Origin of the sequence: Chitinimonas arctica (assembly GCF_007431345.1) — a bacterium.
Classification (GTDB): domain Bacteria; phylum Pseudomonadota; class Gammaproteobacteria; order Burkholderiales; family Chitinimonadaceae; genus Chitinimonas; species Chitinimonas arctica.
This window is the reverse complement of sequence record NZ_CP041730.1, coordinates 3753170-3771533: the sequence shown is the minus strand read 5'-3', so window position 1 is coordinate 3771533 and position 18364 is coordinate 3753170. Positions and strand designations below refer to the sequence as shown.

13 protein-coding genes are annotated in these 18364 nt (G+C 60.0%); 4 read left to right on the top strand and 9 right to left on the bottom strand.

Annotated elements, in window-relative coordinates; all coding sequences use genetic code 11:
* Positions 1-43: 43 nt before the first annotated feature.
* The 3 genes from FNU76_RS17190 to FNU76_RS17180 are packed head-to-tail and all read right to left on the bottom strand — an operon-like array spanning position 44 to position 1697.
* The gene (locus FNU76_RS17190; protein ID WP_144279326.1) at positions 44-859 is read right to left on the bottom strand and encodes a tetratricopeptide repeat protein; all 816 of its coding nucleotides are present in this window, start codon (positions 857-859) and stop codon (positions 44-46) included.
* Between the two features lie 32 nt (positions 860-891).
* Positions 892-1341 (bottom strand): DUF2442 domain-containing protein, encoded by a 450-nt coding sequence (locus tag FNU76_RS17185; RefSeq protein WP_144279325.1) that lies wholly within the window; start codon positions 1339-1341, stop codon positions 892-894.
* A complete protein-coding gene (locus tag FNU76_RS17180; protein ID WP_223879069.1) occupies positions 1338-1697 on the bottom strand; it encodes a DUF4160 domain-containing protein in 360 nt (119 codons plus the stop codon). Before FNU76_RS17180 ends, FNU76_RS17185 begins: the two co-directional genes overlap by 4 nt.
* A gap of 986 nt (positions 1698-2683) precedes the next feature.
* On the opposite strand from FNU76_RS17180, the gene FNU76_RS17175 reads away from it, so the two are divergent.
* On the top strand, positions 2684-3757 hold the full coding sequence (locus tag FNU76_RS17175) for an acyltransferase family protein (RefSeq protein WP_144279323.1): 1074 nt from the start codon (positions 2684-2686) through the stop codon (positions 3755-3757).
* Positions 3758-3816: 59 nt separating this feature from the next.
* Here FNU76_RS17175 and FNU76_RS17170 read toward each other — a convergent pair whose 3' ends face one another.
* Positions 3817-4536: a Crp/Fnr family transcriptional regulator gene (locus FNU76_RS17170; protein ID WP_144279322.1), complete on the bottom strand. Its 720-nt coding sequence runs from the start codon at positions 4534-4536 to the stop codon at positions 3817-3819.
* A gap of 346 nt (positions 4537-4882) precedes the next feature.
* On the opposite strand from FNU76_RS17170, the gene FNU76_RS17165 reads away from it, so the two are divergent.
* Positions 4883-5602: a Crp/Fnr family transcriptional regulator gene (locus FNU76_RS17165; protein ID WP_144279321.1), complete on the top strand. Its 720-nt coding sequence runs from the start codon at positions 4883-4885 to the stop codon at positions 5600-5602.
* A gap of 206 nt (positions 5603-5808) precedes the next feature.
* The gene (locus FNU76_RS17160) at positions 5809-14565 is read left to right on the top strand and encodes a GH36-type glycosyl hydrolase domain-containing protein (protein ID WP_308418565.1); all 8757 of its coding nucleotides are present in this window, start codon (positions 5809-5811) and stop codon (positions 14563-14565) included.
* Positions 14566-14673: 108 nt separating this feature from the next.
* Here FNU76_RS17160 and FNU76_RS17155 read toward each other — a convergent pair whose 3' ends face one another.
* Genes FNU76_RS17155 through FNU76_RS17145 form a run of 3 tightly spaced genes read right to left on the bottom strand, consistent with a single transcriptional unit; the run spans position 14674 to position 15971 of the window.
* The gene (locus FNU76_RS17155) at positions 14674-15042 is read right to left on the bottom strand and encodes a PRC-barrel domain-containing protein (protein WP_144279319.1); all 369 of its coding nucleotides are present in this window, start codon (positions 15040-15042) and stop codon (positions 14674-14676) included.
* A 31-nt stretch (positions 15043-15073) separates the two neighbouring features.
* Positions 15074-15256, bottom strand: a complete 183-nt coding sequence (locus FNU76_RS17150; protein ID WP_144279318.1) for a hypothetical protein — start codon at positions 15254-15256, stop codon at positions 15074-15076.
* A gap of 10 nt (positions 15257-15266) precedes the next feature.
* The gene (locus FNU76_RS17145; RefSeq protein WP_223879068.1) at positions 15267-15971 is read right to left on the bottom strand and encodes a GGDEF domain-containing protein; all 705 of its coding nucleotides are present in this window, start codon (positions 15969-15971) and stop codon (positions 15267-15269) included.
* Between the two features lie 308 nt (positions 15972-16279).
* On the opposite strand from FNU76_RS17145, the gene FNU76_RS17140 reads away from it, so the two are divergent.
* On the top strand, positions 16280-16579 hold the full coding sequence (locus FNU76_RS17140) for a hypothetical protein (protein ID WP_144279316.1): 300 nt from the start codon (positions 16280-16282) through the stop codon (positions 16577-16579).
* Positions 16580-16716: 137 nt separating this feature from the next.
* Here the strand turns inward: FNU76_RS17140 and FNU76_RS17135 are convergent, their stop codons facing one another.
* Positions 16717-17268 (bottom strand): hypothetical protein, encoded by a 552-nt coding sequence (locus FNU76_RS17135; protein ID WP_144279315.1) that lies wholly within the window; start codon positions 17266-17268, stop codon positions 16717-16719.
* Positions 17269-17511: 243 nt separating this feature from the next.
* On the bottom strand, positions 17512-18324 hold the full coding sequence (locus FNU76_RS25070) for a beta/gamma crystallin-related protein (protein ID WP_144279314.1): 813 nt from the start codon (positions 18322-18324) through the stop codon (positions 17512-17514).
* Positions 18325-18364 lie beyond the last annotated feature (40 nt).

The window sequence follows — 18364 nt, the reverse complement described above, 5'->3', positions numbered from 1 at the left end:
AATTGGGTGCTGCTCACTTCAGCGCTTGCTGCATCGCACCCGCCTACTGCTTCTTGCTTAGCGCCTGGACAGCACCCAAAAAGCGCTGGAAGTTTTCGAGATGGTCTGGAAAACGATCGACGCCAGCGGCAAAGATCCGCTCTGCCTCATCCAACCGCCCCAAACGCATTAGACACTCTCCCTGCGAGAAAAATGCAGCCACGCCATTCGGGTTCACGCGCAACGACTGCTGGAAACAAGGCAGTGCGCGATCGTAGAGGCTCAACTCCATGAATGCGAAAGCACGATTGTCGATGGCCTCAAAAAAGAGCGGGAAGATCTCGATAGCCTGCTCATATTCCTGTATTGCTTCAATGCGCTTACCCTGGTCATGTAACGCGCAACCGGCCCGGTAATGCGTGTTGGCCCGGCTTACCAACTCCGTCGCCTCCTGCTTCGTGAATTCGAGATAGCGTGGAAAATCAGTGAGTTTGAGATATTCAACAAAGCCAACGTACTCATCCTGGCTGGGCAATTGCTTACCGATTCGCTTCCATCCATGGGCGAATGAATTTGCGGCGACAGGGGCGTGCCAGCCCTTGATGGCGACGCTTGGGAGCGTAGCAAGAGTCGGCTCGTGGGCCGTGTATTCGTAAGTCAGACAATGCGCCGTCGGAGAATGGCCTTCGAACTCGTCGATGGCCAGGATCTTTATGGCGCACCAACCTTTATGGTCTTTCTGCTGAATGATGATGTCACCGGCAGCAAGCGTGGCATCGCAGCTTTCCATGGCCGTGGCCGGTGGATCGGCCTCCGGCGGAACCTCGTTGGATTTAATTGCGCCAAACAAACTGGCAATCTTTTGAAGGGATATTTTCATATCGGTGGGCAACTCTCTGCATCCATTGGCGACTATCCCACTACCAGCTTGCGAGGCCTCCCGCCCTTCAGACCGTTCTCACGAGCCGCCTGCGCCTTCGCTTCACTGCTGCGGCTGCCATTGCGTGCTGCGATTACCGAGGCAGCAAGTTCCATCATCGGCTTGCTAGCCGACACCAGACCCGCAATCGACATATGCAGATCACGCTCCTCTAGGCATACCGCGCTCCCGCCGAAACCAATGACCAGTTGTTCAAGCTCGCCTGCACTCAGCCCGGCTAATTCGGGATAGTTCTTCACCGGCAGCGCCACTGCGCTCTGATCGACAAAGCCGATTAGCAGAGACTGCTGAGCCGGAAGGTATTGCACTGCCGTCGCATGTAAGCCCGGAACGCGCCGTTTGCGGCCTCTCTCGATAGCCTGGGCCAATCCTTTGTCAGTCACCGGCTCGTCAAAGCGTTCCTGTGCTTTCACCGATTTCATAACTCGATCTCCAGAGGGCTGGGCTGCCCGGTCAGGTACAACACCGTCTTATAGCCATGCGTATCGAAGCGGCTCGACTGGATCACGAGCGCACCCTGCCGGCAATCCTTGGGACTAACCACCTCGCCGGCGGCCATGTCCCATTGCAAGTTTTCCAAGCAAAGCGTCTGGCGGCTGCTCCACCATAGTTCGCGTGCCCTGCGCAGATTTCCCGCCTGCTTGAGCACCAGGCGCAAGTCTTCGAGCGAAGTAGCAGTCGGTTCATTTTGTGCTGGGGTTACATCCCATAACTTCACCCCGTTGTGCCAGAAGCTGAACAGGAAGCGAGCATCCCACTTGTCCGTTCCGACATGCACATGCGGTGGACAGTGCTCGTTCCGGGTAAGAACCGCTATTACGAGGCCCTTGTGGCTACAGACTTTCATATTAACCCAACTGTTAGGTTTTTAACAGAAGGTGCATACGCCCCGCCGCGAAAGAAAATGGGGGCTTGAGCCTCCCCTTTTCCTGCCCCGCCATTTGGCCATTCCATGATGGGTAACCCACTCGGACCCTAGCTGCTGCGGGCCGTTTGGTTCGTCCGAACCGATGCATCTCCAGCCGCACAAGGTGAACACACAAGTAAGCTACCCTACTCCCAGTATCAGGATGCTCCCCTTAAGCGCTTTCGAAAATGTACCGGACAGCCGATGTACCCGGGCTTGTTGAGGGTATTTGGACAAGACCGTCCCGCTCCAGGATCTATCCAGGCTACTGACCGACGCGCACCGGTAAGTTCAGGCCCTAACAAAACAATGTGGCCGTGGGTCGGAATACCCCCGACCCACGGCCACCTTCAAATACTACGCAAGCGTAGCAACGGTCAAACGCATGATGCATCCCCTGGATTTAATGGATCAGCTTCCATCACTCCGAGTCACCTGCCAGCATGGCTTTTTTCCTTATCCCTACTGCGATTAAAGCTAGGTTTGCCAAGCCGATAGCACAAGTTCGTGCGGGAGAATAGTTGCCTGTAGCTGCCGGCCCATGCAGGAAGCCGCCCGACGTGAAGCGGTACTCGCCTCGTCGCACCGGCGTCGCATTCCATGCCAGGTTCGCATTCCGCCAATGCCAGCGCCTTCCGATACGAGCGGGGTGCCTCATGACTGGAATATAAATATTACATTAGCATAATGCTGTATAGTCGCGCCGGGCCGGAATGGACATCGGTGCGCTTGCCACGCTCAGGAACACACGTATTCCTCCCGGTTTTTAGACGGCCAAAGGTTTCTGCCCCCCAACTTGACCGGCATTTGAATCTGGCAGAAAATAATATACAGGATGGAACGTGGGTTTATTTCGAATGATTCTGGCGCTATCGGTACTGCTGGCGCATGCAACGAGTGTGTTTGGAACGGCGACCGGGATGAACGGTGCAGCAACGACCATGACACGCGAAAGCTTAAATATATTCGTATGGTCGGGCCATGCAGTATTTGCCTTCTTCATTCTCTCCGGCTATTACATGGCGATGGTTATTTGCCAGAAATATTCAAAGCTGGAAGACGGAACAAAACGGTTCTATTTTAATCGAGCTCTCAGACTATACCCGACAAGCTGGGTGATCCTGGCCTTATATGTGTTCTATTTCATTGCCAGCGGCACACCCTCTTTCATGCTGCTCGACTCTGCGCCAGGAAAGGAATGGCTAACGCCCTTCGCCATATTCAGCAATGTGTTTTTTCTGGGTGCCGAGCTTATCCCGTTCAAGGACCCCAGTAATTGGGATCTGGTCCTCGGACCGATATGGTCGCTGAGCGTGGAGGTTTATTTCTATATCCTCGCACCCTTTATCGTTACACGATCGATCCGCTTTATTGCCCTGCTCGCATTGGCAAGCGGTATTCTCCGCCTCACGCTCTACCATTTCGGCGTAGCCGTTGTCCCGTGGCGCTACTTCTTTTTCCCCTCCGATCTCGTCTTCTTCTTGATGGGGGTGATCGCTTATCGCTTGCACGAGCAGGTGAAGGATGCCGCGTGGATGAAGCTGGGTGAACCACTCGCAGCGGCCGCCTTGTTCGGGTTCATCGCCTACGAGCCATTCTGGATATACCCCGATCTCGACCAATGGCAGTGCTGGGTCTTCTTTATCCTTGTGTGCGTATGCACGCCTTTCCTGTTCAATCTGACAAAGAACAGCAAGCTCGACACCTTTATCGGACAGCTTGCGTTCCCGCTCTATCTCGGACATCAACTCGTTTTTTCTGTGGTCCTACGCTACTACGAAGGCCCTTTGGACAAAGCGGTTTTTTCGCTGGCAATGACCTTGGCCTTGTCCATCGTTATCTATTTTGCCATCGACAAGCCGCTGGAGGCCTACAGGAAGAGAGCCTGGCAGGCGAAACCCGCTCCTCGCCCGCGTTTGGCTTACGCTTAGACATTCGCTTTCATCGAGTGGGTGGCGGCCCACTCACCGATGAAGATCGCAGCATCGCCTCACTCCATCACGCTTTCGTAAGCTGCCCTGTCCGCCTGGTAGCAAGCGCAGGCAGCGGCTTCCAGTCCGCCCCTATCCAGAATGGTGATATTTCCTCGCCGATAGCTGATGAGCTGGTGGTTCTGCAGCGCGGTAGCGGCGTTTGTAACGCCAACGCGGCGCACGCCCAGCATGTAGGCCAGGAATGCCTGGGTGACATGAAATTCATTTGAGTGTGCCCGGTCCTGGGTCATCAACAGCCAGCGGGCGAGCCGTGCCTCCACGAGGTGGAAGCGGGTACACGCCGCCGTTTGGGCCAATTGGCCCATTACCACATAGAGATAGCGTTTCAGCGCACCGTGCAGCGCCGGGCTGCGCTTGAGTTCGCGATGGAACGATGCGGTATCCATACGGAGAGCGATGCCTTCTCCCTGGACCATTGCATGCAAGGGTTCGATCTCCACGCCCAGCAATAGAGAAATACCCAGCATGCCTTCGTTGCCGATCAAGCCCACTTCCAGATTGGCACGGCTATCGACCGTCGCCAGTAAGGAAATAAAGCTCCCAGTAGGAAAATAGGCATAACGGATACGCTCGCCCGGTTCGGCCAGGATATCGGCAAAGCGGAGTTCGACCGGCACGCAAGCGGCCAGGCAATGCTCGCGATCCTTGATTGGCAGGGCAATAAGCAGACGGTTGCCAGCCGGACTGGGTTGATTGCGTTCGATGTTGGATTGCATAGCGGTTCTTCCAGTGTGGGGAAGACCCGACAAGCCGCGCTTGGCAAGCTTGCGTGCCACCCCAATGGCGAACTCGTTTCAAGGGGAAATTCCCCAAACAAGCCATTGAAGCGTGACCCGAAGGCGACCGCCCGTCTGGGCGTTACCGCACCAAGTGCCGGCAAGGGCGGCATCCCGTGCGCATCGCCCGGCCAGGGCGAATATTGCGCATGACCTGACCTTACCGACAGCAATGAATAGGTGCGGTACCGTACATAAAAAACCTCCGGGACTGCGTATAGTCAGCCGCAAGGGCAAGACCGCCGTCAGATGGTCGCCCAGCGCATATCGGCCCAGGAGGTTCACCATGATCGACCCGACCAACCCCAGGGATAACCACCTGCTGGCGGCTTTACCCGAAGCCGAGTGGCTGCGCTGGCTGCCACAGCTGGAAGCAGTCGAATTACCGCTAGGCCATGTTCTGTATGAGTCTGGTAGCAAGATGAGCCATGTGTACTTTCCCACCACCGCTATCGTCTCTTTGCTGTACGTGATGGAAAACGGCGCGCCGGCGGAAATCGCCGTGGTCGGCAACGAGGGACTGGTGGGGGTCTCGCTCTTCATGGGCGGGGAATCCACCCCCAGCCGGGCGGTGGTGCAAAGCGCAGGCTGGGGGTTTCGGCTACGGGCCCGAAAAATGAAGGAAGAGTTCGACCGGGCCGGCCCCGTATTGCATCTTTTGCTGCGCTATACCCAGGCGCTGATTACCCAGATGTCGCAAACCGCGGTCTGTAACCGGCATCACACGCTCGACCAGCAACTATGCCGCTGGTTGCTGCTTAGCCTGGATCGCCTGCATGGAGACGAATTGGTGATGACCCAGGAACTGATCGCCAACATGCTGGGGGTACGGCGGGAGGGCGTCACCGAAGCGGCACTCAAGCTGCAGAATGCGGGGCTGATCCGCTACGCACGTGGCCATATCTCGGTACTGGATCGGGAAGGTCTGGAAGCGCGCAGCTGCGAGTGCTACGCGGTGGTTAAAAAAGAGTACGACCGCCTGCTGCCGAACCGGCTGGCCATCTAGCGCCCCGGCCTTCGCACGCTATGTGCGACAGCGAACAGACTGCGTGAGCAGCGTAAGACACGCTGCTTAGCCCCCGCCAAAGCATGTGCGCGCTATCGGCATCCCCAGGGGTGCCGCTTTGCACGTGTGAATCCACCTCCCGGAAAGGGGCAGCCCAATTGATCGCAGACTCCAAGCTCGCCAGATTTCTGCTCCCATGGCGAACATTGCTCGGCGCCCGCGCGTTACCACAATCGCCCGACGAAGAACCGCCACTGCGTTCCGAGCTATTCAGCGCCGACCAGATGGCACAGCATGGCAAGGCGCTCGCCGCATCGCATCTGCTGGCACCCGGGGGCGCGCCGGACAGGTTATTGGCGCGGTTGGCAGCCAACGAAACCACCCTGATCGATGTATGTACCCTGCTGACAGCCGCGGTCGCTTCCAAGCGCCGCATCTCCCCGGCCGGTGGTTGGTTGCTCGACAATTTCTATCTGATCGAAGAGCAGATCCGCACTGCCAAACGCCATCTGCCCAAAGGCTATAGCAGGGAGCTGCCACGCTTGGCCGGTGGGCCATCGGCCGGCCTGCCCAGGGTTTACGACATCGCCCTGGCGATCATCTCGCATGGCGACGGCCGGATGGATGCAGAAAGCCTTGGCAGCTTTGTGGCGGCTTACCAGACCGTTACCACGCTGCAGCTTGGCGAGCTGTGGGCCATCCCCATCATGTTGCGGCTGGCGGTAATCGAAAATCTGCGCCGGGTTGGGGTACGGATTGCCAGCGGGCGTGCCGAACGCAACCTGGCCGATAGCTGGGCAGACCAGATGATGGCGACCGCCGAACAGGATCCAAAGAGTTTGATCCTGGTGATCGCCGACATGGCGCGCTCCAACCCTGCCATGGTCAGCGCTTTCGTGGCTGAGCTGGCGCGCCGGCTACAGGGCCGCGGCCCTGCCTTGGCGCTGCCCTTGACCTGGATCGAGCAGCGCCTGTCCGAATCGGGCCAGACCATCGAACAACTGGTCCAGTTGGAGAATCAGCAGCAGGCTGCCGATCAGGTCTCCACCAGCAACAGCATAGGCAGCCTGCGGATGCTGGGCGGGATGGATTGGCGCGAGTTCGTCGAAACCATGAGCGTGGTGGAAGGCATACTGCGCGAGGATCCGAGCGGTGTGTATGTCGGGATGGATTTCGCCAGCCGCGACCGTTACCGCCATGCCACCGAAACCCTCGCCCGTCGCGGCCGATTATCCGAATGGGCGGTAGCGCGCCTTGCCGTCGATCTGGCCAGCGCCGGCCGCAGCCAGAATGCCCTTACCCCGGCCAGCGATCGCGCTGCACATGTGGGTTATTACCTGATCGGCAAGGGTTTGCCCGAACTGGAGCGGGCCGCCGCCGTGCGCTTGCCCCGCAGCGCGGCGCTACGCCGGACAATAGGCCGCTGGCCGCTGGTGCTTTACCTGGGCAGCATTGCCTTGTTCAGCACCTTGCTCACGGCGGCCCTGTGGGCAGCCACGCCGACGCGGCACTTCCCCTTGTGGGCGATGGTGCTGCTGGGTATTTGCACCTGGCTCGCGGCCAGCCGGCTTGGCGTCGCACTGGTCAACTGGCTGACCACCCTCTTGTTGGCGCCGCAACCTTTGCCCCGAATGGACTTCTCGACCGGCATCCCACCGCCCTCGCGCACCCTGGTCGTGGTGCCAACCATGTTAAGCCGCCTGGCTGACGTGGATACCTTGGTCGAGGCGCTGGAAATCCGCTTTCTGGCGAATCGCGACGATAACCTGCATTTTGGCCTGCTGACCGACTTCGCCGATGCCGACGATGCCACCCGCCCGGAGGATGAAGCGCTGCTTACCCTGGCCGAAGCCCGTATTACGGCGCTGAACGTCAAATACACCGAAAGCGAAGGATTGCGCCAGGGCGATTTGTTCTTCCTGTTCCACCGGCCGCGGCGCTGGAATCCGCAAGAACGCGTCTGGATGGGTTACGAGCGCAAGCGGGGCAAGCTGGCGGCCCTCAATACCCTGCTGCGCAGTGGCGACAAGACGGCCTTTTCGCTTTTGGTCGGCCAGATCGGCGCCTTATCGCGGGTGAAGTATGTCATCACGCTCGATACCGACACCCAACTACCGCGCGATGCGGCTCGGCAGCTGGTCGGCACCATGGCGCATCCGCTCAACCACCCCTTGTACGATGCCGAGGCGCGGCGGGTGACCGAGGGTTATGGCATCCTGCAACCGCGCATGGCGATCGGACTGCCGGGCAGCAATCGCTCACGCTATGCCCGTCTGCATGGCGGCGAGTCGGGAATCGATCCCTATACCCGTACCGTCTCCGATGTATACCAGGATGCGTTTGGCGAGGGCTCCTTCATCGGCAAGGGCATCTACGACGTAGATGCCTTTGAACAAGCCTTGAGCGGGCGCTTTCCGGAAAACAGCATCCTTAGCCATGATCTGCTGGAAGGCTGCTACGCCCGAGCCGGTCTGCTGAACGATGTCGAGCTGTACGAGGATTACCCCGCCCATTACCGCACCGATGTCAGCCGCCGCTATCGCTGGGTGCGAGGCGATTGGCAACTGGCCGGCTGGCTGCTGCGGCAGATACCCGGCCCCGATACAGGCAAGCATCGCCGTCGCCTGGTGAACCCGCTGTCCTGCCTGTCGCAATGGAAATTGCTGGATAACCTGAGGCGCAGCGTCACGCCGGCAGCCCTCACCGTGCTGTTGCTGGTGGGCTGGGCCAATTTATCGCCTGCCTGGTTGGGTACCGCAACCGTCATCGGCATATTGCTGATCCCCGCCCTCTGCGCCAACCTGTTGGCGCTAGGCCGCAAGTCGGACGAGGTGCTATGGCGCCAGCACTTGGCTGCCACCTTCGACAGTGCGCTGCGGCAGGGAGCGCAAATCACTTTCGAACTCGCTTGCCTGCCCTATGAAGCCTTATACAGCCTGGGTGCCATCGCCCGCACCATCTGGCGGATGCAGATCGCACACAGACGCCTGCTGGAATGGCGGCCATCCAGCGAAATAGACCGCGAAACGGCAAAGAACGATCTGCTCGCCTGCTGCCGCAGCATGTGGATTGGCCCTGTGCTGGCCGTCGCCAGTACCGTTTATCTCGCTGTCCATGTGCCCACGGCCTTGGCCGTGGCAGCGCCCATCTTGCTGCTGTGGCTGGTCTCTCCCGCGCTGGCCTGGTGGATCAGCCTGCCTCTGGGCCGCCGCCAAGCTGTGCTAAGCCCGGAGCAGACCGATTTCCTGCGTTTGCTGGCGCGTAAGACCTGGGCATTTTTCGATACCTTTGTCGGTCCTGACGATCATTGGCTGCCGCCGGACAACTACCAGGAATATCGTGTCGCCGCCGTGGCGCACCGTACCTCGCCCACCAATATCGGCTTGGCCCTGCTGGCTAACCTGACGGCATACGACTTTGGCTATATCACGGCCGGACGACTGCTGGAGCGCACGGCCCTTACCCTGCGCACCATGGCGGGTTTGGAACGGCATCGCGGCCATTTCTACAATTGGTACGACACCCAGACGCTGCAGGTGCTGCCGCCGGCTTATATCTCGACCGTGGATAGCGGCAACCTGGCCGGCCATTTGCTGACCTTGCGGCCAGGGCTGCTGGCCCTGGTTGATGAGCCCATCCTTGCAGCAAGGTGGTTCGATGGCCTGGGCGACACCCTGGCAATGCTAAGCAATGCGGCACCGGGCCTGGCCTTGCAACAGAGCGCAGCGTGCCGGCAATTGTTGGCAACGGCGATCAGCACGCCGGACCTCACCTTGCTGGTCGCACAAGCGCATCTGCGGCAACTGCTGGGGTGTGCCCAGGCGCTGGCCACCGACGTCGCCAGCCATTTTCCGATCCAGGCCGGCGCCACGCCCGAAAGCCAGGCACAGGGGCGCGTTGCCCATGAGGCGGCGCGGCTGCTGATCGAGCAATGCAGCGAGATGCTGGCGGAGCTGGATCTGCTGGCCCCCTGGCTGCAACTACCCGTGATGGCAGGACTGGCAAGCCACCCCAGGCTGGCCGCCATTCCAACGCTGAGCGGATTGGCACAGCTGGCCGACGAACTTCAGCCTTTCTTTACCGAACAGCTTGAGGCCGCTACTACCGCCGCTCAGCAAGAAAACCTGATCGCGCAGCGCGCTTTTCTTGTCAGCGCCAGCCATCACGCCCAACTGCGTATCGACGCCATCCAGGCCCTGACATTGCAAGCCGCTGGCTTTGCCCAGATGGATTACCGCTTTTTATACGACCCGGCCCGTCATTTATTGTGCATCGGCTACAACGTGACCGAGCGGCGAGCCGATACCGCCTACTACGACCTGCTGGCATCCGAGGCCCGCTTATGCAGTTTTGTAGCGATCGCCCAAGGCCAGCTGCCACAGGAAAGCTGGTTCGCCCTTGGGCGCCTACTGGCCAGTACGGCAGGCGAGCCCGTGCTGCTATCGTGGAGCGGCTCGATGTTCGAGTATCTGATGCCGCTATTGGTGATGCCGACTTACGAGCACACCTTGCTGGATCAGACTTGCAAAGCAGCGGTAGCCCGCCAGATCGAATACGGCCGCCAGCGCAGCGTGCCCTGGGGCATATCCGAATCGGCCTACAACAAGGTCGATCTGAATTTCGATTATCAGTACCGCGCCTTCGGGGTGCCGGGCCTGGGGCTCAAGCGGGGCCTGGCCGAGGATCTGGTCATTGCGCCGTATGCATCGGCCCTGGCGCTGCTGGTCGCGCCGGAAGCCGCCTGCCAGAATCTGCAAATCCTGGCGGCCGAGGGTTTTATCGGCCAATACGGTTTATTCGAAGCCATCGACTACACCCCGGTGAGGCAGCGGCGCGGACAATCCTATGCCGTGGTGCGGGCCTTCATGGCCCACCACCAGGGCATGAGCCTATTGGCCTTGTCCTACCTGCTGCTGGCGCGCCCCATGCAGCGGCGTTTCGAATCGGACCCCGCCTTCCAGGCCGTCATGCTGCTGCTACAAGAACGCATTCCCAAAGCGACCGGCCTGTTCTCCCACACTGCCCGGCGCTTTGATCTGGGGCCGACCGCCACCACGGCCGATATGCCGATCCGGGTATTCACCAGCCCGGACACCCCTTCGCCGGAAGTGCAACTGCTCTCCAATGGCCGCTACCACGTGATGGTCAGCCATGCCGGCGGCGGCTATAGCCGCTGGCGGGACCTGGCCGTTACGCGCTGGCGCGAGGACGCAACTTGCGATCACTGGGGCAGTTTCTGCTATATCCGCGAGCTGGCCAGCGGTGATTATTGGTCCAGTGGCTATCAGCCGACGCTCAAGCGGCCAGCCCATTTCGAGGCCATTTTTTCGGAAGGCCGTGCCGAGTTCCGCCGCCGCGACCTGGTGGGTGACGAGGATATTTTCGAGACCTACACCGAGATCGTGGTTTCGCCCGAGGACGATATCGAGCTACGCCGGGTCCGTATCACCAACCGCTCGCGCCAGCGCCGCGAGATCGATGTCACCAGCTATGCCGAGGTAGTCATCGCCCCGCCCGATGCCGATGCCCAGCACCCCGCTTTCAGCAAGCTGTTCGTCCAGACCGAGGTGCTGCCTAAACGGCGCGCCATCCTTTGTACCCGGCGCCCCCGCTCGGTGGATGAACCGACGCCGTGGCTGCTGCACTTGATGGTGGTGTATGGCGTTGAGCCGGGTACGGTGTCGTATGAGACCGACCGCGCGCGTTTTCTTGGCCGTACGCGGACAACGGCCGCACCACAAGCCATGCTGGATACGGCTCTGTCGGGCACCGCCGGCTCGGTACTGGATCCGGTGGCGGCCATCCGCTGCGTTTTGGTGTTGGAACCGGATCAATCGGCCACGATCGATATCGTCAACGGGATGGCCGATACCCGCGAACTGGCGGTGAGCATGATCGAAAAATACCAGGATCGGCACCTGGCCGACCGTGTCTTCGACCTGGCCTGGACCTATAGCCAGGTGGTGTTACGGCAGCTCAATGCCAGCGAGGCGGATTCGCAATTGTATGCGCGGCTCGCCAGCAATGTGCTGTACGCCAATGCCCGCCTGCGGGCCGATGCAACGGTACTGTTCCGCAATCACCGCGGGCAATCCGGCCTGTGGAGTTACGCCATATCGGGCGATTTACCCATCGTGCTGCTCCAGATCAGCGATGCCGCCAATATCGACCTGGTCCGCCAGCTGGTGCAGGCCCATGCCTATTGGCGCCTGAAGGGTCTGGCGGTCGACCTGGTCATCTGGAACGAGGACCACGCCTTATACCGCCAGCGTTTGCAGGATCAGATCATCGGCATGATCGCGTCGGGCATCGAGGCCAGCGTGATCGACAGGCCTGGCGGTATCTTTGTGCGCCTGGCCGAGCAGATATCCAATGAAGACCGCATCCTGCTGCAATCGGTAGCACGCGCCGTCATTACCGATGGCCGCGGCACGCTGGCCGAACAGCTGGATCACCGCAGCCTGGCCGAGCCACGCATGCCGCTGCTCATGCCTAGCCGCGGCTACCGCGCCGAAAGCCCGGCGAATGTGTCCGCGCCGCGCCGCGACCTGATGCTGTTCAATGGCTTAGGCGGCTTTACCCCGGATGGCCGCGAATATGTGCTGACGCTGGCGCCCGGCCAGACCACGCCGGCGCCATGGGTCAATGTACTGGCCAATCCATTATTCGGCACGGTCATTTCCGAAAGCGGGAGTGCATATAGCTGGAGCGAAAACGCCCATGAATTCCGTCTTACCCCATGGCAAAACGACCCGGTGAGCGATGGTTGCGGCGAAGCCCTCTACCTGCGTGACGAGGAAACCGGACTGGTCTGGTCGCCTACTCCCTTACCCGCGCCGGCCGGCCAGCCCTATGTGGTACGGCACGGTTTTGGTTACAGCGTGTTCGAGACCACCCAGGACGGCATCCGCACCGAGCTGTGGGTCTACGTGGCCATGGATGCCGCCATCAAGTTTTCGGTATTGAAGGTGCGTAACGTCGGAGATCGGCCGCGCCGGTTGTCGGCCACCGCTTACGTGGAATGGGTGCTGGGCGATCTGGCCGCTAAATCAGCCATGCATATCAGCACCGAAATCGCGCTGCAAAACGGGGCGCTATACGCCCGTAACCCTTACAGCACCGAATTCGGTCAGCGGGTGGCCTTCTTCGACGTGGACGACTCGACCCGTAGCGTAAGCGGTGACCGGACCGAGTTCCTGGGCCGCAACGGCACGCTGCGCAAGCCTGCTGCAATGGGGCGTACCCGCTTGTCCGGGAAGGTAGGCGCGGGGCTGGACCCGTGCGGCGCCATCCGGGTGGGAATTGATCTATCACCGGGGAGCGAACGCGAAATCATTTTTCGGCTGGGCGTAGCGCAAGGCAGCGCGGAAGCCGGCGAGATCGTGCAGCGCTTTCGTGGCGCACTGGCCGCCCGCAAGGCGCTGGAAGCCGTACGGAACTATTGGGATCACGCCCTTGGGGCAGTCCAGGTTACCACGCCGGATGCCGCATTCAATGTATTGGCCAACGGCTGGCTGGTTTACCAGACCTTGGCTTGCCGGCTTTGGGCGCGCAGCGGCAATTACCAGTCGGGCGGGGCATTTGGATTTCGCGATCAACTGCAGGATGTAATGGCGCTGACCCACACCGAGCCGGGATTGGTACGCCAGCACTTGCTGCTATGCGCCAGCCGCCAGTTCCGGGAGGGCGACGTGCAGCATTGGTGGCATCCGCCGGCCGGCCGGGGTGTACGCACGCATTGTTCGGATGATTACCTATGGCTGCCGCTGGCGGTATGCCGCTATGTGGATAGCAGCGCCGATACCGGTGTGCTGGACGAATGGGTACCCTTCCTCGAAGGTCGTCCGGTTAACCAGGGCGACGACGGCTATTACGATCTGCCCGGCCAGTCCGATGAGCATGCCAGCCTGTACGAGCATTGCGTGCGGGCCATCCGCCATGGCTTGCGCTTTGGCGAGCATGGCCTGCCGCTGATCGGGTCGGGCGACTGGAACGACGGCATGAATTTGGTGGGCTTGGAGGGTCGGGGCGAAAGCGTCTGGCTGGGTTTCTTCCTGTGCGAAGTGCTCAGGCACTTCCAGCCGCTGGCCAGCGCGCGCGGCGATGCTATTTTTGCCGAGCTATGTCTTCATCAAGCGGCGCGGTTGCGCCAGCGGCTAGAGCAGCATGGCTGGGATGGAGAATGGTATCGCCGTGCCTATTTCGATGATGGCCGGGCGTTAGGCTCGGCGGGCAATACCGAATGCCGGATCGATTCGATCTCGCAAAGTTGGTCGGTCTTGTCCGGTGCGGGCGATGCCACCCGCTCCCGGCAGGCCATGCAGGCGGTTTACGAGCACCTTGTGCGCCCTGACGAGGCATTGATCCAGTTGCTGGACCCACCCTTCGACACTTCGGATCTCAACCCCGGCTATATCCGCGGTTATGTACCGGGCGTGCGGGAAAACGGCGGGCAATATACCCACGGTGCGATCTGGGCGGCGATGGCCTTTGCGGCGCTGGATGACCGCGAGCGCGCATGGACCTTGCTCGCCATGATCAACCCGCTGAGCCATGCCCGCACAGCGGCCGAAATGGCCGTCTACAAGGTAGAGCCGTACGTGATGGCCGCCGATGTCTATGCGGTTGCGCCCCATACCGGCCGAGGCGGCTGGAGCTGGTATACCGGCTCGGCCGGCTGGATGTACCGGTTGATGATGGAATCGCTGCTGGGTTTGCGGCTGGCCGGCGACAAGCTGCACCTCACGCCTTGCCTACCGGCGAGCTGGCACGGCTTCAAGTTGCGCTACCGGTACCGCGAGACTTGCTATCACATCGTGGTCAGCCAGCTACGGCCTAACCAGGATAGAGACGCCCCTACCGTATGCGTGGTAGTGGACGGGATAGCGCAAACAGAGGGTGTGGTGTGCTTGCAAGACGATCGCATGGACCATCAGGTGGAATTGACTGTGTATGCGAAGTGATGCGCCAGGCGGCTTGCTGGTGATGGCAAACAGCCCTCGGTTTTTTACCGAGGGCTGTTTTGTATTCACCGGCTTAGTGGGGCTCAAACAGCGAGCCACGCACCGGCCTTATTCCCAATACGGCGAACTTTCATAGAACTTGTGTACGTCCCGGTTCCACTTTTCGTCCGACATCGCCGGCCAACGATCCGGATCAAATCCCGGTGCGCTTTCCAGGCGTTCCTTGGACATATTGAGTACGTACTCGTTTTGGGCGACGTTGTAATCAAAGGCGCGGAAAGGTACGGCGAACAATTTCTGCCCCATCCCCAGGAAGCCGCCGAATGAGACGACCGCATAAGCCACTTTGGCCGTACGGGGATCGATGACAATTTCCTTGATATCGCCCAGGCGATCGTTCTTGGGATTGACGACCGAGGTACCGATCACGCCCGAGGCTTTGACGGGCGAATTGGAAAACATGGGAAGTGTGCTCATTTTCTGCTCCTGATAGTTGTTGCAAAGAGGGCTAGCCGAGGTGCAGCCATTTGCTTATGGCTGCCCACAAACCGCCCAAAGGACCATTCGAGCGATGGTGGATGTTGTACGCGTGTTCGAGCGTTTTCCCATCCAGCGGAATGGTCTCCGCCGTCATGCGGTCTTTATTGCCCAGGGGCGGTGAAACATATTGCGAATTCAACGCGGTTTTCATGACTGATTCCTTATGAGCATCGTCCAGAGAGTTGCGCTGGCAGCGAGGTAGCGCTGACGCATTTGGCGTAATACCGGCCAGGATGGCGTCGCGGCAGGAGTTCGCGGGATCGGTATTTGATTGATGTGGCGGACGGCTTACCGTTACCTTCGGCCGACAGGTTTTGCCGCGCTTGCTTGACCCGATACATGTCATGGTCTGCCAGCTCCAATAGCGCGCAGGCCACGATGGGCTCGCCTCGATATACCGAGACGCCCACGCTGGCGCCGATATCGACCGTCTTGCTGGTAAGCAGATAGGGGGCGTCCAGGATTTGTCTGATCTTGTTGATCACGGTCACGACGGATTGAGGATCCCTGATCTCCGGCAACATCACCGCGAACTCATCACCCCCTAAGCGGGCAGCGGTGTCGCTTGCCCGCAGGCAGCTATCCAGCCGCTCCGCGATGACTTGCAGCAGCTCATCCCCGGTTGCGTGCCCCAGATTGTCGTTGATCTGCTTGAACCCATCGAGGTCGATCATCAATACCGCCAACTGCCTTTCCTGCCGGACGGATATCGCCATGGCTTGCTGCAACCGGTCGTAAAACAGCCTGCGGTTGGGTAAGCCGGTCAGGACGTCGTGGTCGGCACTATGCCGCGCAATGCGCAGCAGATCCGCCAGTTTGATCAACTTTTTACGAAGGCGCAGATTGGTTTGCCGAGCGGTTTCCATACATTTCCTCCTGGTCCGAATGAATTCAACCCCTGTACAAGGTTGCTCAAAGCGAAATACCGTCACCGATTTATTGGAGCGTATGGGGTGCTCGGTGAGTACAGAAATACACCCGGACCCAGAGCGAGTCGGTGTGATGGCGTACATAAGCAGACATGGAAAAAAAGCGGCTCACGCCCGCGTTTTTATTCATCGCTATGTTCGCGAGCGTACGGATAGGCAGCGGACATTGGCTTAGGCTGGCGTTGTACAGTGAGCATCAGTGGGCCTGGGCGGATGCCGTCCAGCTAACGCACGCGGAGAGATCCATGAAGAGCACACACCCCTTCCACACGCCGATGAATGCCCCACCCGCCGTTGATGTGAAAGCGGCGGGCACGGGTCTTCGCCTCCCCTATCCGTCCAGTCATAGGCTGGCAAACGGCGTGATCGGGCGAACCGATCCGGCAACGACCAAGCGCAACACCTTGCGGTATTACCAAGCCATGGAGGCTTGTTTTACCGGACTGCCCACGCCGAATTGGGCGCAGATCGAAGAGCGTCTCGAGGAATGGCGTATCGGCCTTGCCGGCCATCTACCCAGGGCGGAAGGGCGTCCCTCCGCCTGATTCCCGCCTGGCTTATTGCGCTCGATCCAGCATGAGGCGCAAGCCCGTATCAGCCACGAAAAAGCCAGCATCGCGGCTGGCTTCCTTGCAGGTCATCGAGATGCGCTGCCATCCTCGCCTCGCTGCCCGAAGACGGATCAACTCTTGTTGAAACGTACCTTGGCGGCACTGATACACGACGATTTGGCTTCGCCTGCCAAGCTATCGCACTTTTCCGCCACCACCTTGTAGTCCGCATCGCGCTTGTCCTCCGCGGCATTCTTTGTGGCTGCGCCAACTTTGTTGACCAGCTTGGCATCGGCCAGTGCCTTGACATGCGCGGCCTTGGCTTCGGCCCGGCATACATCCTTTGGGTTGCCTGCCTTGTCGTCGCATACTTCTTTGGCAATCGCAAAAGCGGCATCGGCTTTGGCAACAGCCAATTTGTTGCCATCACCGCCCAGGCCCGAGTACTGGTATTCCAATTCGGCTAGCGCAATCTTTTCCTTCCCCTTGGCCTGTTCCTTGCAGATATCCTTGGCATTGCCGCTGCTGCTGTCGCAGGCTGCCTTGTCTACCTTGTAATCAGCGCCGATACGATCCTTGCCGGTCGCGTAATCCGCCTTGCTCATGGTGGCGGCAAAGGTGCCGGAAGCTGCAAATAGGGTGGCAATGGCAATGACTGACTTGCAGCATTGGATGGTGGTCATGATTTGATTCCTCAGTAAGTTTGTCGTTGTGGTGCGAGGCAATACGCAAACATGAAAACCGGAATCGTCACAGGCCGAGGGTCATGGCGATACGCCTGACCGCAGGATGGGGGAGCTTGTCCCTCACTGTCCGTGCGCTATCGCACACGGCCGCGGCAGCCGCGTCGACACTGGCGGCATGAATCTACCGGCACCCATGCAAAACGGCCCCTTCGGGCCGCATGGTCGACAGGCAAGACACGATCAGACGCGCGGTTCCCCCTGTCTGTTCACCATCACCGAAGCCCCCGGAGGCGACATCATCTGGGTACGATGCTGCCGGCCCCGAAAATCGTAGGTGACATCCCAGTACTCGGGCCGATCGTGATTGGCAGCGGTGGTGCAACGCTGTACTTCCCGGCCGTAATTTGGCGGGCCATTTTTGTCGCGCCCCATATTGGCGCCCACCACGGCCCCGGCCACCACGCCGCCGGCCGTGGCGAGGTCCTTGCCACGCCCGCCACCTACCTGATGGCCCAGTACGCCGCCAATCAAGGCGCCTGCGATGGCGCCGGGTACGTTGGCGTGGCTGTTATCCTCGCTCACTTGCTCACGCTCAACCCAGCAGCGTTGTGCGGGCGTCCCCAGCACGGCACGCACCGAGGTGACATTCGCCTCATACAGCCGCTCCTTGTAGCGCCGATGGTTGGCGTAAAACGGTACAGGCGCTTGGGCATAACGCTTGTCGTCAAGGCGGGAATCTTTATTCACCGGCCGTACCGATGAAACGCGATCACTCAAACCCATGGCCCCCAGCGAGGTATAGCGTCCCGGCCGTAACACCGTGCACTGACCTCCGAAACGGGCGTTTTCGCATACTTCCCAGCGATCGCTCAGGACTGCCACCGACGAGGCACTGGCGTTGAAACCATAGCGATCGAAATTGTCCACTTGCTTGGCGGTGGTGAAAGATCTTCCTTCAAAGCCTTCGCGCTCAAAAAAGATGGCCTGCGCAGCGGCCTGGGTAGTCATCAGCGTGGCCGCGACCGACCAGGCGACTTTCGACATTGTGTTCATTGATGCCTCCTACAAAAGTGACGCAGGTCGAAGCGAATAC